The sequence below is a fragment of the Janthinobacterium sp. UMAB-56 genome, assembly GCF_900095265.1.
Lineage (GTDB): Bacteria > Pseudomonadota > Gammaproteobacteria > Burkholderiales > Burkholderiaceae_D > Janthinobacterium.
In genome coordinates this window covers 146,721-169,941 of record NZ_LT607660.1, presented here as the reverse complement: position 1 = coordinate 169,941, position 23,221 = coordinate 146,721, and the positions used below count along the sequence as shown (strand labels likewise).

The window sequence follows — 23,221 nt, the reverse complement described above, 5'->3', positions numbered from 1 at the left end:
TTAGCGTGCTTTCAACAGCGCGCGCGTCGCCATACCGGCGCCCACGCTGGGGCTGCGCCCCACGCCGGCAGCCTTGCGCTTCGGCGACGCCCTCAATTTGAAGATGCCGATCGACTGGGCCACGCTGTCGGTGCGCTGCGCCAGGCTGCTGGCGGCAGCGGCCGCCTGCTCCACCAGCGCCGCATTTTGCTGCGTGATGCCATCCATGTGGATGACGGCCTGGTTGACTTGCCCGATGCCCTGGTTCTGCTCGCGCGTGGTCGAGGAAATCTCGTCCATCACTTCCGTCACGCGGGCCACCGAGGCGATCACTTCCGTCATGGTGGCGCCCGCATTGCTGGTCAGCACGCTGCCCGCATTCACGGTGGCGATCGAATGGTCGATCAGATTCTTGACTTCCTTGGCCGCTGTCGCCGAGCGTTGCGCCAGGCTGCGCACTTCGCCAGCCACGACGGCGAAACCGCGGCCATGCTCGCCCGCACGGGCCGCTTCCACGGCCGCGTTCAAGGCAAGAATGTTGGTCTGGAAGGCGATGCCATCAATCAAGCCGATGATGTCGAGAATCTTGCGCGACGAGGTACTGATCTCGTCCATCGTGGTGACCACTTCGCTGACGATGGTGCCGCCCTTGGCGGCGACGGTCGATGCCTGCACTGCCAGGTCGTTGGCCGTGGCCACGTGGTCGGCGCTGTTTTGCACGGTGGACGTCAGTTCTTCCATGCTGGCCGCCGTCTGCTCGAGGCTGGACGCCTGCGATTCCGTGCGGCTGGACAAGTCCATATTGCCCGTGGCGATTTCCGCCGTGGTGATGCGGATATCCTCGAAGTTGGCGCGCACGTCACCGATGATGCTGTGCAAATTGATATTCGTCTGGCGCAGGGCCGCCATCAATTGCCCCATGTCGTCGTCGCGCACCTTGTCGATGACGCCCGTCAAGTCGCCACCGGCCATCTTGCGCGCCACGCTGATGGCATCGCCCAGGGGCGCGACCAGCGAATTGTGCAGATGGGCCCAGAAATACAGCATCAGCGCCACGGCAGCGGCGGCAGCACCGCTGAGCCAGCTGCGCGTCGCCGTGCTCGTATCGCCGTCGATACTCCACACGGCGCAGCCAAGGATGGCCAGCACCACGCCAAAGACGCTGCAATGCAGGGCCAGGTCTTGCGACAGGCTCAGCTTGCGCCACTCGGCCAGCTTGGCGGCCCAGCCCTGGCGCACGATGCGGCCATTGCGGATCGCCAGCCTGGCGGCGTTGCCCTCTTTGAAACTTTTATACAGGGCTGCCGCTTCGTTGATCTGCTCGCGCGTGGGCTTGGTACGCACGGACATGTAGCCGATCGGGCGGCCGTTTTCAATGACGGGCGTGATATTGGCGAAGACCCAATAAAAATCGCCATTCTTGCAGCGGTTCTTGACCATGCCGGTCCATGGCATGCCCGTCTTGATGGTATCCCACAGGTCGGCAAACGCTTCGGCCGGCATATCGGGATGACGCAGAATATTCTGTGGTGCACCCAGCAGTTCCGTTTCTGTAAAACCGCTGACCTCAATGAAATACTGATTGGCGTAATTGATGTTTCCCTGCAAATCCGTGGTGGAAACAATCGTCATGCCTTCATTTAATACGTATTCATTTTGCGTGATAGGCGTATTGACCCGCATCGTCGCTCCTCTATTTTTTTCAACTAGCATAACAAAAACATAAAAACAATATACCACATCAAGCACCCATGATATATCGCCTCGACGAGGCTGACACTGGTCAAACAATTTAATAAAAACCAATTGATTTATATTTTATAATTTACTTTAACTCAACTTAATTGACTTTATTGAAATATGAATTTCAAATTGCGCGCATACACAATAATTAATAAAAAATTATGTATTGATGCATAAGGCAATAAACACGCCGCTTGCGCCGATAAAAAAATGCCGAGGGCTCCCCGCAATGGCCGGCATATGGCTGAGCTCACCGGCAAGCATGCGGCGGCAATAATAATTATTTCTTGAGGGAAAATAAAAACTGGCGCGAACGCGCCAGCCTGGGAACTGTCTCTAATCCGCGACACAGGCGCCGGAGCGCCCGTGGGGATGGCTTACTTGTACGTCTTGCGCGGGGGCGACTTTGGACGCGCTGGCGCTGGCTTGCGCTCCGTCGTGCCGTCATCAAGGCTGATGCGCAGTTTCTGGCCCGAGACCACGACCGATTTCAGGTGGTCGAGGATTTCTGGCGGCATGCCTTCCGGCAAGTCCAGCACGCTGTAATTGTCAAAGATATCGATACGACCGATATGCTTGGCTTCCAGGTTCGCTTCGTTGGCGATGGCGCCGACGATGTTGCTTGGCGTCACAGCGTGCTCACGGCCCACTTCAATACGGTAAGCCGTCACGCCTGGGCGTGGACGTTCCTTCTTTGGCGCGCGCGGCGCGGGTGCTGCCTCGCCCGCGTCCGCTGGCGCATCCTTGAACGCTGGCGCGGACTTGGCGGCAAACGGCTTGCGCGGCGCGGCTGCTGGCGCCAGGTCCGGTGCCTCGCCGTCGCGGCTGATGCGCAGTTGCTGGCCCGCCACCCACACGGTTTTCAACTGGTCCAGCAATTCTTTCGGCATGCTGTCTGGCAAGTCCAGGACGCTGTAATCGTCATAGATTTCAATCCGTCCGATATTTTTCGAATCGATGCCCGCTTCGTTGGCGATGGCGCCCACGATATTGCCCGGTTTCACGCCATGCTGATGACCGACTTCAATACGGAAGGTCTGCATGCCGGCGTCGGCTGGACGGGAAATGCGTTCCTTTTTCGGGAAGGCCGGACGTTCGCTGCGCTCGTTGCGGTCGAAGCGGTCGCCCCGTTCCGGACGATCGTTGCGTTCGAAGCGGTCTTGGCGCACAGGACGGTCGTCTTGCCACGTGGCTTGCTCGCGCGCCTTGTTCTTGTCCAGCAACAGAGGCACATTGCCACGTGCCATCTTCGCCAGGGCGGCGGCGATTTCGATGGCGGGAATGTTTTGTTCGCGCTCGAAATCTTCGATCAGCGACTGGAACTGCTCCAATTCGCCCAAGGCCAGGGTTTCGCTGATCTGTTCCTTGAACTTGGCGATGCGCACGTCGTTGACGGCCTGGATCGTCGGCAGTTCCAGCATGCCGATCGGCTGGCGGGTCGAACGTTCGATGGCTTTCAACAAGTTCTTTTCACGCGGGGTGATGAACAGAATCGCTTCGCCGCTGCGACCGGCGCGGCCCGTGCGGCCGATGCGGTGGGTATAGCTTTCCGGATCGTGCGGCACGTCATAGTTGACAACGTGGCTGATGCGCTCGACGTCGAGGCCGCGGGCGGCCACGTCGGTTGCCACGAGGATGTCGATCTTGCCGTCTTTCAACTGCTGGATCGTGCGCTCGCGCTGCGCTTGCTGGATGTCGCCATTGATGGCGGCAGCCGAGAAGCCGCGTGCCTGCAGCTTGCCGGCCAGCTCTTCCGTACCCAGCTTGGTGCGGGCGAAGATGATCATGCCGTCAAACACTTCCGCTTCCAGGATGCGGGTCAGCGCGTCGAGCTTGTGCATGCCAGACACCAGCCAGTAGCGCTGGCGGATGTTGTCGGCCGTGCCCGTCTTGGCGGCAACCGTCACTTCGGCCGGGTTCACCAGGTAAGTGGTGGCGATGCGCTTGATGACGGAAGGCATGGTGGCCGAGAACAAAGCCGTTTGATGGCCGTCCGGGGTTTCTTTCAAGATACGTTCGACATCGTCGATAAAGCCCATGCGCAGCATTTCATCGGCTTCGTCCAGTACCAGCGTCTTGAGCTTGGACAGGTCGAGCGAACCCTTGTCCAGGTGATCGATGACGCGGCCAGGGGTGCCGACGATGACGTGCACGCCGCGGCGCAAGGCCGACAGTTGCGGGCCGTAGCTTTGGCCGCCGTAGATCGGCAGCACGTGGAAGCCGGGGATGTGGGCGGCGTACACCTGGAACGCTTCGGCGACCTGGATGGCCAGTTCGCGCGTCGGTGCCAGGACCAGGGCTTGGGGTGAGCTTTGTTTCAGATCGATGCGCGACAGGATAGGCAAGGCGAAGGCGGCGGTCTTACCCGTGCCTGTTTGCGCCTGGCCCAGCACGTCGCGGTTGGCGAGCAATAATGGAATCGTGGCCGCCTGGATAGGCGACGGTGTTTCGTAACCGACATCCTTGAGCGCGCGAATCAGCGGCTCGCTCAGGTTAAGGTCGGAAAATAAGGAAATTGGTGTATCAGACATGAAATCACTCACAAGTTCGCTCGAATCGCCCAATGCGAAAGAGTGTATCTGCTAGTTTACTCTTTACTGGACCTCACCGGGTGGCTGCATGCCGCAGAACGCCGTTTTTTGCGCCATATCTACCGAAAAAAGGCAGAAAAATCGGTGATCCACACGCAATTGGCGCGTGATTTTGCCAACATTAAATGATACACAACAATGTGCTGCCTGCGCCTGTTCTGCGCGGCAGCGGCAGCGGCGGGCGCCTCGACAGCATGGCGCCCGCCCCGTTTCAAGTGCGCAAGAACTCCAGCAAATCTTCATTCAAGCGGTCTTTGTGCGTCGTCGCCAGGCCGTGCGGCGCGCCAGCATACACGAGCAGCTTGCTACCGATAATGAGCTCGGCAGTGCGCCGCGCCGAGGCGGCAATCGGCACGATCTGGTCGTCGTCGCCATGGATCACCAGGGTCGGCACGTCGAAGCTGGCCAGGTCGTCGGTGAAGTCCGTTTCCGAAAACTGCTTGATGCACAGATAGGCGGCCGGCATGCCGGCCTGCATGCCTTGTCGCCAGAAGCTATCGCGCACGCCCTGCGACGGTGTGGCGCCAGGCCGGTTGTAGCCATAGAAAGCCTCGCTCAAGTCGCGGAAGAACTGGCTGCGGTCGGCCTGTACGCCGGCGCGGATGGCGTCGAATGCGCTGATGGGCAAGCCCTGCGGATTGTCCGGCGTCTGCAGCATCATGGGCGGCACGGCGCCCACCAGCACGGCGCCCGCCAGGCAGCGCGTTCCGTAGCGGCCGATATAGCGCGCCACCTCGCCGCCGCCCGTCGAGTGGCCCACCAGGGTGGCACCCTTCAAGTCCAGCACCTCGATCAGCGCGGCCAGGTCGTCGGCATAGGTATCCATGTCATTGCCGTCGAAAGGCTGGCTGGAGCGACCGTGGCCGCGCCGGTCGTGCGCGATGACGCGGTAGCCGTGCGAGGCCAGATAAAACATCTGGTCTTCCCAGGCGTCTGAGGACAGGGGCCAGCCATGGCTGAAGACGACGGGCGGGCCGCTGCCCCAGTCCTTGTAGTAGATCAGGGTGCCGTCGGCGGTACGCAGGGTATTGCTCGATTGCAAATCGGTGGCAGTCATGGAACGCTCCTAGTCGGTGGGCCAGCGGCCATTGTGGCCGCAATGGCGGGCGCACGCCGCGCGCTACGCCAGAGCATTGCGGTAGAGTAAGATTGCTGCTGCTTTACTTTCCCGTATTCACTTTTGGAGTTGTCATGCGCTTTCCCTTCGTCCTCGCCGCCAGCCTGTTCAGCACGGCCGCCCTCGCCCAAGCGCTCGTTGCCGAAGCGCCCCTGCGTGCCCATTTGTCCTTCCTGGCCGACGATTTGCTGGAAGGACGCGGCACGGGCCAGCGCGGCGGCGACCTGGCCGTGCGCTACCTGGAAACCCAGGCGGCCGTGGCCGGCCTGCAGCCATTGAAGGATGGCACGTACCGCCAGGCGCTGACCATCGTCGGCAGCAAGGCCTTGCCATCGAGCAAGGTGACCTTCAGCGCGGGCGGCAAGACGCTCTCGCCCGCCTTCGGCCAGGACATCGTCTTTGGCGCGGCGAATGGCCAGCAAACAGTGGCGTTCGACGCGCCCGTCGTGTTTGCCGGCTATGGCATCCGCGCGCCCGAGGAACGCTGGGACGATTTCAAGGGCGTCGACCTGAAAGGCAAGCTGGTCATCATGATGGTCAACGATCCGCAGCCGACTGCGGCCGAGCCGAACCGCTTTGCCGGCAAGTCCCTCACCTATTACGGCCGCTGGGTCTACAAGTACGAGGAAGCGCTGCGCCAGGGCGCCGCCGGCGTGCTGCTGATACACACGACGGCATCGGCCTCGTATCCGTGGTCGGTGCCTGCCAACGGTTTCGGCCACGAGCGCTTCAACCTGGCGGGCGCGGGCAATGCGGTGGAGGGCTGGCTGCAGGAAGATATGGCGCGCACGCTGTTCCAGGCCGCAGGGCAAGACCTGGACGCCTTGCGCGCGCAGGCCGAAACGCGTGCGTTCCATCCCGTGGCCTTGAATGCCACGGTCAAGGTGGCAGTCAATAGCCAGATCCGCAGCATCGAGCAATTCAACGTGGCCGGCATCGTGCCGGGCACGGACCCGAAACTCAAGGACGAAGCCGTGATCTATTCGGCCCACTGGGATCACCTGGGCAAGGATGACGAGGGCAGCAGCCGCAGCGGACAAAGCGACCATATCTACAACGGCGCCATCGACAACGCCTCGGGCGCGGCGGCCCTGCTGGCCATGGCGCAAGTGGCCGTGCAACAGCCGGCGCGCCGCACGCAGATATTCCTGTGGCCGGCCGGCGAGGAAACGGGCATGCTGGGCAGCACCGCCTACACGCGCAAGCCCTTGTGGCCCTTGGCGAAAACGGCTGCCGACCTGAACCTCGACAGCATGAACTTCGTCGGCAAGACGCACGACATCGGCGTGGCCGGCGCCGAGCGCAGCAGCCTGTATGCGAGCGCCGCCAGGGTGGCCAAGCGCATGGGCCTGCGCCTGGCACCGACCATACCCGACCTGTCCGGCGCCTTTTACCGGGCCGACCATTTTGCGTTTGCCAAGGCCGGCGTGCCCGCCTTCAACGTGGGCTCGGCCGTGTTTTCCGGCGACGGCTCCTTCGACTTCGTCCGGGAACCGAAAGCATCGGGCGAGCGCCTGGTGGCCTTCAAGAAGGATTACCACCAGGTCAGCGATGAATACCACCCGTCGTGGGACTTGTCCGGCATGGTGCAGCAGGCGCAGTTCACCTTGAATCTCGGCTATGAAGTGGCGAACGACAAGAACCTGCCTACTTGGAACAAGGACGAGGCGTTTGGCAAGGTAAAACGCTAGGCACCATGAAGAACACCGGCAAAAGCCGGTGTTTTCATTTAAATCGCCATGATGCGTTTCAGGTCGACGAATGCGGTCTCATACAGATGTTGAAACGCGCCCACCATGACCTCTTCCACGCCCTCTGCCGCGTCGAACTCGCTCGACCATTCCGCCACGCAGGAAGCGGCGCCCGGTTCGCCCGTGACGCGCAGGGTGGAACGGTAGTTCTTGACGGGGATCGGGCCCGAGACGATGGTATAGCTGTAGCTCTTGTCCGCTTCGCTGTAGCTTTGCAGGCGTTCGGCGATGATGGCGCCGTCCGTGGTTTTCAGGCGGCGCACGCGGCCGCCATGCTCGGACAGGCTGGTCTTGATGGAGCTCGACCATTCAGCCAGCGACTGGAAGCCGCCGATAAAATCCCACACGCGTTCGGCGCTTGCCGCCAATGTTACAGAAACAATTACTTGGGCCATCTTTAATTCGGTTCCTCATCCAGGTTTGCCGGGCGCCGTGCCCGGCCGGCCGGAGTTGCCCGGCACAGCCGCTATTTTAGCGCCCATGCGGCTTTGCTGCTGAGCCGATAGCGACATGAACATCGGCGGCTGGCCAGCCTGGCGAGGAGGTCTTACAGATTTTCCGCCAGGAAAATCAAGGAATTGCCGTGCGCGTGGGCGGCGGCGCGCTGCTGGTAGCTGTCGCGGTGGTTGCAGTTGAAGCCGTGCTCGGCACCCGGGTAGATATGGATTTCCACGTCTTGCCGGTCTTCGAAGCGTTCGGCGATCTTTTGCACGGCCTCCGGTGGTATATGGCTGTCCTGGCCGCCGAAATGCATGAGCAGCGGCACCTTGATGTCGTCAGCCAGGTCCAGCTTGTTCTGGATGCCGCCGCCGTAATAGGCGATGGCGGCATCGACCAGGCCGGCCGCAGCCGTTTGGAACGACAGACGGCCGCCGAAGCAGTAGCCGACGGAGGCCAGCTTGCCCGTCACTTCCGGGCGCGCGCGCAGCACGGCGACGGTGGCGGCGATATCGGCGTCGGCATGCGCATTGTCGGTGGCCTGCATCAATTCCACGGCACGCTTCCAGCCTGCTTCGTCATAGCCCAGCTCGATGTGCGCGCCGGCGCGCCAGAACAGGTCGGGCACCAGCACCACGTAGCCATCGGCCGCGTACTGGTCGGCCACGGCGCGGATGTGCTCATTGACGCCGAAAATTTCCTGCAACAGTATGATGGCGGGGCCCTTGCCCACGTGCGGCACGGCCAGGTAAGCCTGGAAGCTGCCGTCCGGGCCGGCGATATCGATCCACTGCGATGTTGTGCTCATAGAAACTCCAGTCTGAGGTTGGGGGGGAATGCCACAGCCAGGCATGTTACTGGTTTTTCGCGCAGCCTGCGTCCGCCCCCCTTTGCCCAGACTCAATACAGCTCGCGCAGGTAAATCACGGGGCCCGACTTGAACACGCCGAAGACGGCGCGCCCCAGGGTACTGGGCAGATACGGCAAGCCGCTGACAGACACATCGACGCTGCCGGCCACGCCCGGCGCCAGCAAGAGCAGCTGTCCCTGGGGTGGAGGCAAGACGCCCTGCTTGAATACATACGTGCCATCTTGCACTTTCAGAATGCCATTGCACGCGCCAGCGCCTGAGGTGAGTCCTTTGTTGCAGTTGGCTAAAGTGACCCCGGCATGCCCGAACTGGGTGACGCTATCGGACACATTGCCCAGCCAGCCGTTATTCCAGTACTGGACCTGCACGGGCAGGCGGATCGGCAAGCGCTCGGAACCGTAGCTGTTGGGCACCATGATGCGGCCCGTGAGCACCGTCAGTTCCCCTTCCGTCCTGGGCGCAGCCGGGCCCGAGCTCACGACATCGCCGCTGGCATACGTGCTGCTGGCGCGAAACCGCACGCCCGTCGGCGGTGCCAGTGCGATCGTTCCTGCAGGCACGGCATAGGCGCCGGGAAAACGGTAGGCGATCGATTGCGTGGCGATGCCAAGAGTGAACTTGTCGAGCGCTACTTCCTTGACGGTCGTTTGCGCGCTGCTGCCGTCGGTGAGGCGGCTACCGGCCGGCGCCGCCGGCGGAAAAACGATTTTCTCGTCGGCCGGGGCCAGACCCTGCAGTGTGACAGGCGCCATCAGCGCCTTTGCCCGGCCATCGTAGTTGACGGTGGTTGCGTCCGCGGCATTACGCGCCTTCACACGCAAGTCAAACGGCTGGCCAGAATACACATACTTGCCAGCCGAACAGATCAGGGGAGCCACGCAGGCGGCAGGAAACTGCGGCTTGCTCACATCTGGCTGCGGCACGATTTCCGTTATAAAATGATGCGGAATGAACTGCACCTGGCCACTCGCGCCGCTTGCCAGCGGGGGAACGACGCCGTTGACGGCAGGCAGTTCCCATCCCAGGTAGTTATTCAAGCTGGCCGTAAATTGAACAAGCCCCACTTCCTTCCAGCCCATGCCCGTGGCGATCAAGACACCGCCGCTGAAGCCCAGGCTGCCATCGGCCGACGGCTCGGCGTGGCCGGTAAACGTGGGCTCGATGATAGTAAGTCCCAGCAGCACGGTTGGTGCTACCGATTCGCGGCCAAAGTTGGGCGTTGCCGCTTCCGCCGCATTCAGGGCCGACACACGGATGTCTTTTGCCGGCGCCACGGGCACCACGGACAAACCCGCCTGTTGCGGCGTGGAGATAGCGCTGAAGGCGAAATATTTTGGGCCCACGATGACCGTACCGCTCCCCGTCATCGTCAAGCCGCTGTCGCTGCCGCTGCTCGATGCATAGGTAGCAACCAAGCCCAGCGCACCCACGTCGGCGTATAGCATCTTCGGCGTGGCCAAGCCATTGGCATCGAAGGTCAACTGGATATTGGCCCCTGCGACGCTGCAGGAGTTGCCGGCATTGGCGTTGGTGGCCAGCGCCACATACGTGCCACCCTGTCCCTGTATGCGTGCCGGCAAGGTGCCAGAGGCGGGGTTGGCATAGGTGCATCTGAGGTTCAGCGTCTTGCTTTGTCCCGCAAACAGGGGCACGCAGGCGTTCGGATTCGATGATGACGCCTGCTTGGCGCTGATGTTGATGATTCCCTCTTCCTCGGCGTAGCGGGGCACACCGCTGATCTGTAGCGCGCTCGTGAGGAATGCCATCTGGCAATTGGTCGTACTGTTGTCGATACTGCTCTTGCATACCAGCGCGCCCGTCGTGGCCGGCACGCTCGTCAAACCCAGCTTCACATTGCTGGCGGCCGTCGTCTGCCCCACGCTGGACGTCACCATGCCCGTGGGCGGTTGTTTATTGTTGATTTGCGCCGTCGCACCGCCTGGCGTCAGGGTCACTTGCACGGCGCCCGTGTAGACGCTGCTGCAGCTGGCGTCGGCGCAGGCCGTCACCGTCACGGGCGCCGCCGCGCACGTGAGCGCCGAAGGCGGATGCGTGATCTGGAAGTGGTCGGGGCCCGCCTGCGTGCCGGGCCCGCATTTCGGCCCCATCGGTTCATTAAAGGCCCAGCCGCTGTTATTCGTCACGCAGCTGCACGGATTGGATGGCGTATACGTCTTGCAAGTGATGGTCTGTTGCACCCGGCCATGGTAACCCAGCGTGATGTGGTCGACCAGGGCGTTGCCGGTGATGTAGGCGTTGGAGGAATCCAGGGTCACGTTGCCGCCCTCTACATCGCCATTGACGCCATTGCCAGAGGCGATGCTCAGGGCATTCGATGCCTTCACATCACCCGTGACGAGCAGGCCGGACGCCTTCAAGTCGATGCTCGGCGACGTCAGATTGCCCTTGATCTGGCTGCCGGAACCGACGCTCAGCGAGGTGCTGGCCGTGATATCGCCCTGCACCTGGCTGTTGGCGGCATCGATGCTGACGACGGGTGCCTTCGTGGCACCCTTCAAGTTGCTGCCCGAACCCAGGCTGAAGGAATTGACGGCCGTCACGTCGCCCGTAATCGTGACGCTGGAACTGGTGGTGATGTTGCTGCCGTTGATGGGGCCAGTTATCGTCGAGCTTGACCCGATGCTCACACTGCCGCTGGCCTTCACGCTGCCGCTGATCGTGACGTTGGAACTGGTCGTGATGCTGCCGCCGTTGATGCTGCCATTCAACGTCGATTTGGAGGAAATGTCGATAGCGCCCGTGGCCGTGATATTGCCCGTCACCTTCACGGGCGTCCCCCCCAGGGAAACGGACGCCGCCGAGATATCGGCCACGAGCACCGTGCCGCCCTGCGACCCCACGCTGAAATTGCCACCGCTGGCCGTCAGGCTGCCACCCGTGATCTTCAGGTTGGACGGATTGACATTGCTGATGTCAAGATTCCGGTTGACCGTCAGGGCCGCCGTGCCGCTCATGCTCAAGCCCTGGTTGTAGCCGATGTTCACATCGCTGTTGACCGTCACGCCATAGCCGCTGGCAATGACGACGTTGTCGGTGCTGCCCATGCTCAGGCTGGCGCAAGTGTATTGGCTGCTGGACGCCGGCAGGCTGCAGCCGCCGACGGCGCCGCCATTGAAGTTGAGCGTGGCGGCATTGGCAAGGGAGGAGCCCAGCAGCAATGTCAGGGCGGCAAAAATGTGGAGTAAGCGCACGATATCGAGGAATCCGGTGGGTGGGGAGCCAGCGGGCGCGCGGATTATTTCATGCTAATCTACGCCATCGCTGTTGTTGCATTATGGCAGTATTTATCCCCCTCGCGCATATCGCATGATCAAGCCTAGACCCAAAGAATTTCCCCTGCGCACCGTCGACATCATCGTCTACCCCGGCTTCAAGGCGCTCGAAGCCATCGGCGCCATGAAAGTGTTTGATTACGCCAACACCCATTTGCGCCTGCGCAAGTTGCCCGGCGGGTACGACGTACGCATCGTGTCGACGGCCATCGGGCCTGTCGAGTCCGACACCCTGATGTCGCTGCACGCCAGCAAGGCGCTCGATGTGAACCGCCTGCCCGACCTGGCCGTCATCGTCGGCTGCCACCATGTCGAGCAAGTCTTGCAAGACATCCCCGCCCTCGCCGCCTGGGTGGCCGAGGCCGCTCCCCGCATCACTACCCTGGCGGCGCTGTGCACGGGCTGCTTCTTCCTGGCCGAAGCGGGCGTGCTCGACGGCAAGAGCGCGGCCACGCACTGGAGCGCCGTGGACAGCCTGCGCCAGCGCTATCCATTGATACAGGTCAATGCCGATGCGATTTTCGTGCGGGAAGGAAAATTCTGGACGTCGGCCGGCGTGACGGCCGGCATCGACCTGGCCCTGGCACTGGTGGAAGACGATTTCAGCCGCGATATCGCGCTCGAAGTGGCGCGCGACCTGGTGGTGTACCTGAAACGGCCCGGCGGCCAGTCGCAGTTTTCCGTACACCTGTCGAGCCAGATGACCACGCATCCGACCATCCGCCAGTTGCAGGGCTGGATCATGGAACACCTGGCCGAAGAACTCACGGTGCCGCTGCTGGCGGCCCGGCTGGCCATGAGCGAGCGCAACTTTACGCGCGTATTCCAGCGTGAAACGGCGACCAGCCCCACGGAATTCATCGAAACGGCCCGTTTCGAAGCGGCGCGCCGTTTACTGGAAGACAATGTCTCCTCCTTAAAACAGGTGGCCGTGCAGGCGGGCTTGCATAGCGAGGAAAGGCTGCGCCGCCTGTTTCAAAAGAAACTCGCCATCACGCCACGCGACTACCGCGAGCGCTTTTCCAGCACGGCGCGCTAGGCGCAGGAAGATCAGCGCGACTTGTTGCTGCGCACGTGGCGCGTGGCCAGTTGCTGGCGGTGCCAGGCCAGCGGCGTAAACATCAGCGCGCACAGCAGATAGGTGGCCAGCAGCGCCAGCCAGATGGCGGGCGTGGCGAGGATGGCGGCATTACTCCACCACAAGGCCAGCAGGGAGGATAGGGCCGCGCCGAGAAAGATGGGCAGCATGCGGCGCAAGGTCAGCAAATAGGCAGTGGCAAACATGGACGGCTCCCATCTCAGGTGACATAGGGATGCCTTCACACTAGCAGGGGCAGGCGACGAAGTACAGCCTGCCGCCCGCCCCGTCCGTCAAGTGTTGCGCAATGAGTACATACGATAAGATTAGTACAAGACCACGGAACGGATCGATTCACCGCTCTTCATCAAGTCGAAGCCCTCATTGATGCGTTCCAGCGGCAAGCGGTGCGTGATCAGGTCGTCAATGTTGAGCTTGCCTTCCATATACCAGTCGACGATCTTCGGCACGTCGGTCCGGCCGCGTGCGCCGCCAAAGGCCGAACCGCGCCATTCGCGTCCCGTCACCAGCTGGAATGGCCGCGTGGAAATTTCCTGTCCCGCCGCTGCCACGCCGATGATGAACGATTTTCCCCAGCCCTTGTGCGTGCACTCGAGCGCCTGGCGCATCAGGGTCGTGTTGCCGACGCATTCAAATGAATAATCGGCGCCGCCGTCGGTCAATTGCACGATGGCATCGACGACGTTTTCCACCTCGTTCGGATTGATGAAATGCGTCATGCCGAACTTGCGCGCGATGGCCTGGCGCGCCGGGTTGATGTCGATGCCGATGATTTTATCGGCGCCGACCATTTTCGCCGCCTGGATCACGTTCAGGCCGATGCCGCCCAGGCCGAAGACGGCCACGTTGGCGCCCGCTTCCACCTTGGCCGAGAACAAGACGGCACCCACGCCCGTCGTCACGCCGCAGCCGATGTAGCAGACCTTGTCGAACGGCGCGTCGGAGCGGATTTTTGCGAGAGCGATTTCCGGCACGACGATGTAATTCGAAAAAGTGGAGGTGCCCATGTAGTGAAACAACGGCTGGCCATTCAGCGAAAAGCGGCTGGTGGCGTCCGGCATCAGGCCGCGACCCTGCGTGGAGCGGATGGCCTGGCACAAATTCGTCTTTTGCGACAGGCAGAACTTGCACTGGCGGCATTCCGGCGTGTACAGGGGGATGACGTGGTCATCCTTTTTCAGGGTCGTCACGCCCGGGCCCACGTCGACAACGACGCCGGCGCCCTCATGGCCGAGAATGGCGGGAAAGATGCCTTCCGGGTCGGCACCCGACAGGGTGTAGTAATCGGTATGGCAAATGCCCGTGGCTTTCAGCTCGACCAGCACTTCGCCGGCGCGCGGGCCGGCCAGGTCGACTTCTTCGATCGTTAGCGGTGCGCCCGCCTTCCAGGCAATCGCGGCTTTGGTTTTCATGGGGTGTCTTCCTGCTCGGTTTCAGATGCGCCATTATCGGCTGCCGGCGGTCGCAGTGGAACAGCTGGCGCCGCGCTTGTCTGAAAACGCGGCGCATTTGTCCGATGCCGCCGTAGCGTGCAGCAGCGCACGGAAGCGCGGTGTGTGACAGGCGTACGCTTGTGCAAGCTCAATCTTGCGGGCACAAAAATGTGCATTCTTGACGCAACAGCATTCCCTTGATGCATCGCACCGACTCGCCCTCACTGACTCGCCATTTCATCGTTCCCGCAGGAGACTGACATGCGCAACTCGCTATTCCGACTGCCCATCACCTGGCCAGCGCTGCTGCTGGCATGCTGCCTGACCCTGCTGGCCGCCTGTGGCGGCGGCCAAGACGACAAGCCGGCCGGCGCCGCCACCGGCAGCCTGACGGTCAGCATCGGCGGCTTGCCGGCCGGCGTGGCGGGCGCCGTCACGCTCAGCGGTCCCGCGTCGTACAGCAAGCTGCTGACGGCGAGCACCACACTCACCAGCCTGGCGCCCGGCGCCTACATGCTCAGCGCCGCCAGCGTTGCGCAAGGCACGGTAGCGCTGGCCCCCACGCCCGTCACGCAGCAGGTGCAAGTCAATGCAGGCGCCACGGCCAGCGCCAGCGTCACCTATGCGGCCACGGCACCGCTGGCCCTGGCCCTGCAAGAGGTGGCCAGCGGCTTGAGTGCGCCCATCTTCCTCACGGCGCCGCCCGGCGACAGCCGCCTCTTCATTCTCGAACGCCCCGGCCGCATCCGCGTGGTCCAGAATGGCGATCTGCTGTCCATGCCCTTCCTCGACATCAGCGGCCTGACCAGCACCAGCGGCGAACGGGGCTTGCTATCCATGGCCTTCCATCCCCGATATGCCAGCAACGGCTATTTCTTCCTGTATTACACCAACCTGGCCGGCGATATCGTCATCGAGCGGCGGCAGGTGTCGGCGGGCAACGCCAACGTGGCCGATCCCCTGTCCGCCCTGACCATTCTCACGATACCCCACCCCAAGTTCAGCAACCACGTTGGCGGCTTGCTCAGCTTTGGCCCGGATGGCTACCTGTATGCGGGCACGGGCGACGGCGGCAGCGCGGGCGACCCGCCCGGCAACGCGCAAAATACCAACGTCCTGATGGGCAAGCTGCTGCGCCTGGACGTCAACGCCAGCACGGTGGCCCAGCCATACGCCATTCCACCGGGCAACCCGTTTGCCGGCATGCCCGGAGCACGCGGGGAAATCTGGGCGTATGGCTTGCGCAACCCGTGGCGCTACGCCTTCGACATGCAGACCCAGTTACTGTATATCGCCGACGTGGGCCAGGCCAATTGGGAGGAGGTCGATGTGCGTCCCGTGAGCCAGGCGGGCAACAATTACGGCTGGAACATCATGGAAGGCGCGCACTGCTACAACGGCAGCAGCTGCAAGCAGGAGGGGCTGGTCCTGCCCGCCATCGAATACAGCCACGATGCTGCCGGCGGTTGCTCGGTCACGGGCGGCTATGTGTACCGGGGCTCGGCCCTGCCGGAACTGGCGGGACAGTATCTGTATTCGGACTACTGCAGCGGCTGGCTAAAAAGCTTCAGCTACAGCAATGGCACGGCCTCCGCCGTGACAGACTGGGGCATCACCAACGTGGGCAACATCCTGTCCTTCGGCCAGGATGCGCAAAACGCGCTGTACATGCTGAGCGGTACGGGCAAGGTGTACAGGATCGTACGTAAATAAGCGTACGTAAATAAGCGTGCGCGAATAAGCGTGCGCAAGCAATCACGGCGGCGCTCGCCTTGGGTGGCATTTTTCGACGGGACGCGGGGAACCGGCTAGAATTGGCATTTCCGCCGCGCCCAGCGCCCTAGACCAAGAGAACACCATGGCCCGTTTGAAACTTGAATTTCCCGAAGACCAGTACTGCTATTCCTCGCAACTGACGGTACGCACCACGGACATCAATGCCGGCAACCATCTCGGCAATGATTCCATGATTTCCATGATTTCCGAGGCCCGCGCCCGCTTCATGTTCGAATTCGGCGTGCGCGACATTGAAGCGGACGGCACCGGCATCATCGTCACCGACCTGGCCACCACCTACCGCGCCGAAGCCCATGCGCGCGACCAGTTGCTGTTCGAAGTGGGCGTCATGGATTTCAATAAATATGGCGGCGACATCACCTTCCGCATCACCCGCCCGCGCGACAACACCCTGATCGCCATGGCCAAGTCCGGCTTTGTGTTTTTCAACTACAAGCGCAGCCAGGTCGTGCCCATGCCGGAAGACTTCGGCAGTAAGTTTCCGCAGGTGAACTGGATCGATTAAGGGAGAGATTCAGCGGGTCACCTTGCCGCCATGCCGCATGCTTGCCAGGAAGACATTAAACTGGAGCGCCATGCAAGCAGCGATAGCGGCAAGACTGTGCCTGGCCCTGCGGCAGAACGGCCAGCTGGCGCGCATCGAAGAGGCATACCTGCGCTGAACTAGCGAGGCACGCCCGTCTACTTGCGCGCCTGGCGCTTCACCTTGATGCCGAAGGTATCGCCATACCAGTCATCGATCATCAGCTTTTCATAGCGCAGCTTTTCATTGCTGAAGTAATGATTGATGCGACTCAGGTAAGACATGTCGGACAGGGCGGCATCGCCACGGCGAATGACCTTGCCATCCTGTTCCAGCACATAGTGCAGGCGCATGCGCGGCCAGTCGACCCGGCCATTCATGACGCGGATATCCTGGCCGGCACGCAGCGAGGGATTTTCACGTCCCGCCAGATCCACATCCGTGACGTCGATTTTCAAGTTCTGTCCGGACGGCAGCGATGCGCCCAGTTTCTCGAAATGGCGGCTCAGTTCCTTCAACACCTCGTCCCGCTCGTGCGGGTTGAACGGGACATCCGTGAATTGATCCGGTTTGCTGAAATGCACTTCAGTTGCGGCCCAGGCCGCGCTGCTGGCCAGCAAGGCCAGGCCGGCGATCAGGGCGCGCGTCGTTTGCTTTTGCATGATGTACCCTTTCAGGAAATGTGAGTGGCATGGAGACCACTTCTTATGCCTCTCCAATATAGCGCGCCGCATCCGTTTCTGATCCGAAATTCATACCTTGTTACGTTTGCGGTTGCCGCCAGAAAGGCCAGGCGCCTTATTTTTTGCAGATTCATTGGCAATATTAATTAAAACAAAGTATTGTCTTGAAAATATAGTTGCCTAAGCGATAAATTATAGATAGTGTGGGCAGCATGCTTTTCAAATGCTTTTTTAGCACGTGTGTTGCATGATTCTAGTCAATTGTTCTTGCTTATTGTTAATACTTAGCCGTCAGTCTACAATCGACAAAATGCGCCCGGAAAACGCGCAACGCCGGTAATGGCGCACAGGGATTCCTGGCGCGGGCGTCTCAGCATTGCGTCAGTTATGCCTTTTAGCGGAACTCGCCCTTATGTCATTTTTGTCTTCAGCCTCGCCCAAATTACCCCCCTGGAAAGTCCTGCTTGTCGACGATGAACCCGACATCCATGACATCACCAAACTGACGCTGAGCCGTTTTCGCCTGGAAGGGCGCGCCCTGAGCTTCGTGCATGCGTATAGCGGCGCCGAGGCCAAGCAGGTGCTGGCGCGCGAAGAAGGCATCGCACTGGTCTTTCTCGACGTGGTGATGGAACGCGAAGACAGCGGCCTGGAAGTGGCACGCTGGATGCGCGAAGACCTGGGCAACCAGTTTACGCGCATCGTGCTGCGCACGGGCCAGCCGGGCCAGGCGCCGGAAGAACGGGTGATCGTCAACTACGACATCAACGACTACAAGGAAAAGACGGAACTGGACCGCACCAAGCTGTTCACCACCACCTTTGCCGCCCTGCGCGCCTACCGCGACATCATGAAAGTGGAAGAGGCGCGCCTGGCCCAGCTGCATTACCGCGAAGGCCTCGAACGCGTGATCGCCGCCTCGTCGCATATCTTCAAGCAGCGCAACCTGCGCGACTTCGCCAGCGGCCTGCTGCAGCAAGTCGTCGCCCTGTTGCGTCTGGAAACGAGCATGCTGCTGCGCCTGCGCGGCGCCAGCGCCATCTCTGGCGAGCAGGACTATGAAATCCTCGCGCAGATCGGCGACCATGAAGCCGATGGCGGCATCCTCAGCCCTTCCCTGCTGTCGCAACTGGACCTCGCCAAGAGCAATAAAATCTCGCGCCTGCATGGCGACACCTATGTCGGCTACTTCCCGAACAGCAGCGGCAAGGCGTCCTTGCTGGTCTTGAAAGGCGTGGAGGAAATCTCCGACCTCGACGCGCAATTGCTGGAAGTGTTCTGCTCCGGCGTGGCGATCGCCTTCGACAACATCCTGCTGACGCAGGAAATCACCGATACCCAGGCCGAACTGATACTGCGCCTGGGCGACGTGGTCGAATCACGTTCGCATGAGGGCGGCAACCACGTGCGCCGCATGGCAGAAGTATGCCAGCTGCTGGCGCAGGCGTCCGGCATGTCCGAGGAAGAAACCATGGTGCTGCGCCACGCAGCGCCCATGCATGACATCGGCAAGATTTCCACGCCCGACGCCGTGCTGCTCAAACCGAGCAAGCTCGACGCGGCAGAATGGGAAATCATGAAGCAGCATCCGACGGTGGGCATGTCCATCCTCGACGGCTCGCAGCGTCCGCTCTTGAAGGCGGCCGCCGTGATCGCCCACCAGCACCACGAAAAATACGACGGCAGCGGCTACCCGCAAGGCCTGGTGGGCGAAAACATCCACAAATACGCGCGCATCGCCGCCGTCGCCGACGTCTTCGACGCCCTCATGCACAAGCGCTGCTACAAGGACGCCTGGCCGCTGGAACGTGTAGTGAGCTACCTGCGCGAAGTAAGCGGCAGCCACTTGGACCCGCAGTATGTGGAGTTGCTGATTGCGAACCTGGATGAAGCGCTTGCGTTGAATCAACGTTTCCCTGATTAGAAGGTCAGAGCCAAGTGCCCCCTGAGCGATACGCACGCCGGCAAAACACGCCTCGGCGCTAGCCCCCAATACGGGCGTTCCGGGCCAAGCGGACCTGAAAAATGTCGAGGGCAAGGCGCAGCGACGCAGACAGTACGCATGTACGGCAAGGAGCTGCAACGCCGCCATCGTCATTTTCTCAGGCCCGCGTCTCGGGCCCGCCGTTTTCAGGTTTTCAAGGACACATCATTGAAACCGCCGCCGGTGTCGGATTACGCGGCTTCGCCGCTAATCCGAGCTACGTGGTTCGAGTGGAAAACGAATTTTATAATGCAATCCCATCCCCGGCGCACTGACCACCTTCACCGTGCCGCCCAGCGGCCCCGTCACCAGGTTATACAGGATGTGCGCGCCCAGGCCGCTGCCACCGGAACCGCGCTTGGTCGTGAAGAAGGGGTCGAACAACTGGCCCAGGGTGGCGCTGTCCATGCCCATGCCATCGTCGCTGTAATCGAGTTCCAGCATCTCGCCAACCGCACGCACGCCGATCTTGATCTTGCCCGGCTCGCCTTCGACAAAGCCATGCACCAGTGAATTGACTACCATGTTCGTGACGATCTGCGAGACGGCCCCCGGATAGCTGCGCAGCTGCACCTCGGCCCCGCAATCGATCTCCACCCTGATCGGCTTGCCCTTGAGCTTGGGTTGCAGGGAGAGCAGGATTTCATCGAGGTATTTGCGCAAGTTAAAGCTGCGCAGTTCGTCCGAGGACTGGTCCACGGCAACCTGCTTGAAGCTGCGCACCAGCGCCGCCGCACGCTGCGTATTCGTCGTCATGATGCGCAAGGTCTGGTCGATGATGTCGAAAAACTGCCGCAAGCCATCTTCATCGAGCTGGCCGCCTTCCAGGTCTTCGCGCGTGAGTTTCAATTCCTGCACCAGGTGGCTGGTGGCCGTGACGCATATGCCCAGCGGCGTATTGATCTCATGCGCCACGCCGGCCACCAGCCGTCCCAGCGAGGCCAGTTTTTCCTGGCGCACCAGTTCCGACTGCGCTTCCTGCAAGGCGCTCAGGGCGCTGTTCAGGGCCGCGTTCTGCTCTTCCAGCGCTTGCTTGGCCTGGCGCCTGGCGCTGTCGGCCTGGATGCGGGCCATCGCCACGGCCACGTGGCTGGCCATGAAAGCCAGCACGTCCAGTTCCGCCTGGCCATACACGACAGATTCGTCGTAGCTTTGCACGATGATCACGCCATATTTGCGCTCGCCCAGCAGCATGGGCGCGCCCATCCAGCTGGCGATGCCGACATTGCCCAGCGGCTCGTCCATCTCGCCGCTGGCCACCAGCGCCGCATAGCTGCTTGCATCGAGCAGGCACGCCTTGCGCCGTGCCAGCACGTAAGAACTCATGCCGATGCCGTAATGAAAGCGTTTCACGGGCGCCTGCGCATCCTTCTCGTCGACGAAATACGGGATCGTGATGTCCTTGTTGTCCGGGTGGTACAGGGCGATGAGGAAATTCTTTGCCGTCACCAGTTCGCTGATGATGGCGTGCAGGCGCGCATACAGGGTGGTCGCATCGGCCGCCTGCGCCGACAGGTTGGCGATCTCATACAGCGCATGCTGCAGGTTTTCCGCGCGGCGCCGCTCGGCCACCTCGTGCGCCAGCAGGGCCGTGCGCTCCTGCACCGCCTTTTCCAGCCGGTCCATGCTTTGCATGCCTTGCAGCGCGCTCGATACGTGCGTGGCGATCAGCGCAAACAGCGCCTGGTCTTCCAGGCTGAAGCGGTGCTGGGCGTCGTAGCTCTGGATGACGATGGCGCCCAGCACCTGATGCTGCTGGTCCAGCAGCGGACAGCCTATCCAGTGCTCGGCCGCCGTACCGCCGCCCCAGGCACCGCCGCCGATGGCGCGCATGGCGTCGTCGTCGGCCGTCATCACCAGTTGCTTGCGGTTGACGATGACCCACGCCGTGGGCGACTGCTCGGCGCTGGCCAGGCGCACGCCCACGTCCGGGTCGGGTGCGGCGTCGAATTCATCGACAAAATACGGAAAGCGCACGAGGCCATCATCATGGTCGCTGAGCGCCACATAAAAGTTCGCCGCATACATGATGCGTCCCAGCGCCGCATGCACGGCCTGCAGGAATTCACTGATATCGCTGCAGGTGCTCGAGCGCTGCCCGATTTCCAGCAACACGGTTTGAACGGCTTCCAGGCGGCTGAGGCGGCTTTCCATGGGTAACTGTGTGCCTTGTGTAAGTATATGTTCTGAAAATCAATATTATCAGTTCAGCCCCGCCTTGGCACGGCATAAAACGCAGAATCTTGCCTTGAGGCTGAGCAACACACGCCACGCGCACATTTGCCACGCTGGCAATACAGTGGCAGACTAGGCGCCTTCCTACAGACCAGACCGTCCTCATGACTGCCACGCTACGCGCCTCGCTTCGCCCCTATACCCTCGCCGGCCTGCTGGCCTTTGCCGCGCTGGGCATGCCGCCGCTGTGCGCCGCGCCAGCCCGGACGCCTGCCGCGGAAACGGCCGATGGCGGACGCTATTTCGGCCCCCTCGTCGCGGGCAAGATGCATGGCCAGGGGCGGCTCGAATACGCGAGCGGCGCCTTCTACGAAGGGGGCTTCGCGCGCGGCGTGTTTTCCGGCCAGGGCAAGCTGCGCCAGGCGTCCGGCGTCGAATACATGGGCGCCTTCCGCCAGGGCGCCTTCGATGGCATCGGCCGCTACACCTCGCCCAAGGGCGAAATCTATGCCGGCAGCTTCGTCAAGGGCAGCTTCGAGGGGCAAGGCCGCTTCCAGGGCGCCGATGGCGCCACCTTCGAAGGCCATTTCAAACACTGGCGCCCGCACGGCGCCGGCAAGCTGACCGACACGGACGGCACCGTCTTCGAAGGCGAATTCGTCCAGGGCCAGGTGCTGGGCAAGGCTAAAGTCACCACCACTGACGGCATCCACTACGAAGGCGAGCTGAAAGACTGGAAATTCGAGGGTGAAGGCGTGTTGCGCACGGCCGACGGTGACGAATACCGTGGCAGCTTCAAGAATGGCCAGTTCGACGGCAAGGGCGTGCTGCGCTACGCCGTGGCGCAGGCGGACGGCCGGCGCGAAGACAGCGGCAACTGGACGGAAGGCCAGCTGGACGACCCTGCCTTAGATAAGCTCACGCGCGACAATATCGAACTGGCCCTGTACCAGCAGCGCAGCCTGCTCGACAGCGCCCTGGCGCGCATCGCGCCACGCGATGCAGCGAAGAAAATCAATCTCTACCTGCTGGGCGTGGCCGGCGATGGCGCGCAGGAAGTGTTCCACCGCGAAACGGCCTTCGTGCAGCGCCAGTTCGACCGCGATTACGGCACCGTGGGGCGCTCGCTGATGCTGGTCAACAGCCGCAACACGGTGGCGCAGCAGCCGATGGCCACGCGCACCAGCATAGCCGCCAGCCTCGACGCGCTGGGCGCGAAGATGGACAAGCAAAACGACATCCTGTTCCTGTTCCTCACCAGCCACGGCTCGCCCGAGCACGAACTGGCGCTGGCGCAAAACGGCATGGACCTGCACAGCCTGCCCGCGCAGGAACTGGCGTCCATGCTCAAGCACAGCGGCATCCGCTGGAAAGTCATCGTGATCTCGGCCTGCTATGCGGGCGGTTTCATCGCTCCATTAAAAGATGACAACACCCTCATCATCACGGCCGCGCGCAGCGACCGCACTTCGTTCGGCTGCGACGACCAGAACGATTTTACGTATTTCAGCGAAGCGTATTTCAAGGAAGCGCTGCCAAAGAGTGCCGGCTTTGCCGAAGCGTTCGACAAAGCCAGGGTGCTGGTACAGGCGCGCGAGGCGGCCGATTTCCGCGAGGGCGGCATGGAGGCCGAAGAGCATTCCGAGCCGCAAATGTTCCAGGGCAAGGCCATCGCCGCGCAACTGAAGGCGTGGCGCGCCCAGCCGCACTGACATGGGCACGGCCGTCCGCCTTTCTGTACAAT

16 protein-coding genes are annotated in these 23,221 nt (G+C 61.9%); 6 read left to right on the top strand and 10 right to left on the bottom strand.

The features are described from left to right. The 3 genes from K0F85_RS18370 to K0F85_RS18360 all read right to left on the bottom strand — a co-directional run bounded on the left by K0F85_RS18370 (position 1) and on the right by K0F85_RS18360 (position 5,370). On the bottom strand, positions 1-1,662 hold the full coding sequence (locus K0F85_RS18370) for a PAS domain-containing methyl-accepting chemotaxis protein (RefSeq protein WP_219117398.1): 1,662 nt from the start codon (positions 1,660-1,662) through the stop codon (positions 1-3). 437 nt (positions 1,663-2,099) lie between these two features. Then, positions 2,100-4,253, bottom strand: a complete 2,154-nt coding sequence (locus K0F85_RS18365) for a DEAD/DEAH box helicase (protein ID WP_219117397.1) — start codon at positions 4,251-4,253, stop codon at positions 2,100-2,102. 271 nt (positions 4,254-4,524) lie between these two features. Further along, a complete protein-coding gene (locus K0F85_RS18360) occupies positions 4,525-5,370 on the bottom strand; it encodes an alpha/beta fold hydrolase (RefSeq protein WP_219117396.1) in 846 nt (281 codons plus the stop codon). A gap of 134 nt (positions 5,371-5,504) precedes the next feature. On the opposite strand from K0F85_RS18360, the gene K0F85_RS18355 reads away from it, so the two are divergent. Next, positions 5,505-7,121 (top strand): M28 family peptidase, encoded by a 1,617-nt coding sequence (locus tag K0F85_RS18355; protein ID WP_219117395.1) that lies wholly within the window; start codon positions 5,505-5,507, stop codon positions 7,119-7,121. 38 nt (positions 7,122-7,159) lie between these two features. On the opposite strand, the gene K0F85_RS18350 is transcribed toward K0F85_RS18355, so the two are convergent. The 3 genes from K0F85_RS18350 to K0F85_RS18340 all read right to left on the bottom strand — a co-directional run bounded on the left by K0F85_RS18350 (position 7,160) and on the right by K0F85_RS18340 (position 11,702). Further along, positions 7,160-7,576 (bottom strand): SRPBCC family protein, encoded by a 417-nt coding sequence (locus K0F85_RS18350; RefSeq protein ID WP_070217725.1) that lies wholly within the window; start codon positions 7,574-7,576, stop codon positions 7,160-7,162. A 152-nt stretch (positions 7,577-7,728) separates the two neighbouring features. Next, positions 7,729-8,427 (bottom strand): dienelactone hydrolase family protein, encoded by a 699-nt coding sequence (locus tag K0F85_RS18345; protein WP_219117394.1) that lies wholly within the window; start codon positions 8,425-8,427, stop codon positions 7,729-7,731. A gap of 92 nt (positions 8,428-8,519) precedes the next feature. Then, positions 8,520-11,702 carry a polymer-forming cytoskeletal protein gene (locus K0F85_RS18340; protein WP_219117393.1) on the bottom strand — a complete coding sequence of 1,061 codons (3,183 nt, stop codon included), beginning with the start codon at positions 11,700-11,702 and terminating at the stop codon, positions 8,520-8,522. A gap of 115 nt (positions 11,703-11,817) precedes the next feature. Here K0F85_RS18340 and K0F85_RS18335 point away from each other — a divergent pair, with 115 nt between their 5' ends. Further along, entirely contained in the window at positions 11,818-12,822 is a 1,005-nt protein-coding gene (locus K0F85_RS18335; protein ID WP_219117392.1) for a GlxA family transcriptional regulator, read from the top strand. An 11-nt stretch (positions 12,823-12,833) separates the two neighbouring features. On the opposite strand, the gene K0F85_RS18330 is transcribed toward K0F85_RS18335, so the two are convergent. Continuing rightward, positions 12,834-13,067: a hypothetical protein gene (locus tag K0F85_RS18330; protein WP_219117391.1), complete on the bottom strand. Its 234-nt coding sequence runs from the start codon at positions 13,065-13,067 to the stop codon at positions 12,834-12,836. A gap of 120 nt (positions 13,068-13,187) precedes the next feature. Then, a complete protein-coding gene (locus tag K0F85_RS18325; protein WP_034753481.1) occupies positions 13,188-14,294 on the bottom strand; it encodes an S-(hydroxymethyl)glutathione dehydrogenase/class III alcohol dehydrogenase in 1,107 nt (368 codons plus the stop codon). Positions 14,295-14,576: 282 nt separating this feature from the next. On the opposite strand from K0F85_RS18325, the gene K0F85_RS18320 reads away from it, so the two are divergent. Next, positions 14,577-16,028, top strand: a complete 1,452-nt coding sequence (locus K0F85_RS18320) for a sorbosone dehydrogenase family protein (RefSeq protein WP_219117390.1) — start codon at positions 14,577-14,579, stop codon at positions 16,026-16,028. Positions 16,029-16,173: 145 nt separating this feature from the next. Beyond that, positions 16,174-16,617 carry a thioesterase family protein gene (locus K0F85_RS18315; protein WP_219117389.1) on the top strand — a complete coding sequence of 148 codons (444 nt, stop codon included), beginning with the start codon at positions 16,174-16,176 and terminating at the stop codon, positions 16,615-16,617. A gap of 176 nt (positions 16,618-16,793) precedes the next feature. Here the strand turns inward: K0F85_RS18315 and K0F85_RS18310 are convergent, their stop codons facing one another. Then, a complete protein-coding gene (locus tag K0F85_RS18310; RefSeq protein ID WP_219117388.1) occupies positions 16,794-17,297 on the bottom strand; it encodes a DUF3016 domain-containing protein in 504 nt (167 codons plus the stop codon). 433 nt (positions 17,298-17,730) lie between these two features. Here K0F85_RS18310 and K0F85_RS18305 point away from each other — a divergent pair, with 433 nt between their 5' ends. Then, positions 17,731-19,242 carry a response regulator gene (locus K0F85_RS18305; protein WP_219117387.1) on the top strand — a complete coding sequence of 504 codons (1,512 nt, stop codon included), beginning with the start codon at positions 17,731-17,733 and terminating at the stop codon, positions 19,240-19,242. A gap of 267 nt (positions 19,243-19,509) precedes the next feature. On the opposite strand, the gene K0F85_RS18300 is transcribed toward K0F85_RS18305, so the two are convergent. Then, complete coding sequence (locus K0F85_RS18300; protein ID WP_219117386.1) at positions 19,510-21,456, bottom strand: GAF domain-containing sensor histidine kinase; 1,947 nt, start codon at positions 21,454-21,456, stop codon at positions 19,510-19,512. A gap of 185 nt (positions 21,457-21,641) precedes the next feature. On the opposite strand from K0F85_RS18300, the gene K0F85_RS18295 reads away from it, so the two are divergent. After that, positions 21,642-23,189 carry a C13 family peptidase gene (locus K0F85_RS18295; protein WP_219117385.1) on the top strand — a complete coding sequence of 516 codons (1,548 nt, stop codon included), beginning with the start codon at positions 21,642-21,644 and terminating at the stop codon, positions 23,187-23,189. Positions 23,190-23,221 lie beyond the last annotated feature (32 nt).

Bases quoted from the DNA above. Each gene is read 5' to 3' on its own strand.
- K0F85_RS18310 (WP_219117388.1), bottom strand. From the start codon at position 17,297: ATGCAAAAGCAAACGACGCGCGCCCTGATCGCCGGCCTGGCCTTGCTG.
- K0F85_RS18330 (WP_219117391.1), bottom strand. From the start codon at position 13,067: ATGTTTGCCACTGCCTATTTGCTGACCTTGCGCCGCATGCTGCCCATC.
- K0F85_RS18320 (WP_219117390.1), top strand. From the start codon at position 14,577: ATGCGCAACTCGCTATTCCGACTGCCCATCACCTGGCCAGCGCTGCTG.
- K0F85_RS18365 (WP_219117397.1), bottom strand. From the start codon at position 4,253: ATGTCTGATACACCAATTTCCTTATTTTCCGACCTTAACCTGAGCGAG.
- K0F85_RS18305 (WP_219117387.1), top strand. From the start codon at position 17,731: ATGTCATTTTTGTCTTCAGCCTCGCCCAAATTACCCCCCTGGAAAGTC.
- K0F85_RS18350 (WP_070217725.1), bottom strand. From the start codon at position 7,576: ATGGCCCAAGTAATTGTTTCTGTAACATTGGCGGCAAGCGCCGAACGC.
- K0F85_RS18360 (WP_219117396.1), bottom strand. From the start codon at position 5,370: ATGACTGCCACCGATTTGCAATCGAGCAATACCCTGCGTACCGCCGAC.
- K0F85_RS18370 (WP_219117398.1), bottom strand. From the start codon at position 1,662: ATGCGGGTCAATACGCCTATCACGCAAAATGAATACGTATTAAATGAA.
- K0F85_RS18300 (WP_219117386.1), bottom strand. From the start codon at position 21,456: ATGGAAAGCCGCCTCAGCCGCCTGGAAGCCGTTCAAACCGTGTTGCTG.
- K0F85_RS18345 (WP_219117394.1), bottom strand. From the start codon at position 8,427: ATGAGCACAACATCGCAGTGGATCGATATCGCCGGCCCGGACGGCAGC.
- K0F85_RS18325 (WP_034753481.1), bottom strand. From the start codon at position 14,294: ATGAAAACCAAAGCCGCGATTGCCTGGAAGGCGGGCGCACCGCTAACG.
- K0F85_RS18335 (WP_219117392.1), top strand. From the start codon at position 11,818: ATGATCAAGCCTAGACCCAAAGAATTTCCCCTGCGCACCGTCGACATC.
- K0F85_RS18355 (WP_219117395.1), top strand. From the start codon at position 5,505: ATGCGCTTTCCCTTCGTCCTCGCCGCCAGCCTGTTCAGCACGGCCGCC.
- K0F85_RS18295 (WP_219117385.1), top strand. From the start codon at position 21,642: ATGACTGCCACGCTACGCGCCTCGCTTCGCCCCTATACCCTCGCCGGC.
- K0F85_RS18315 (WP_219117389.1), top strand. From the start codon at position 16,174: ATGGCCCGTTTGAAACTTGAATTTCCCGAAGACCAGTACTGCTATTCC.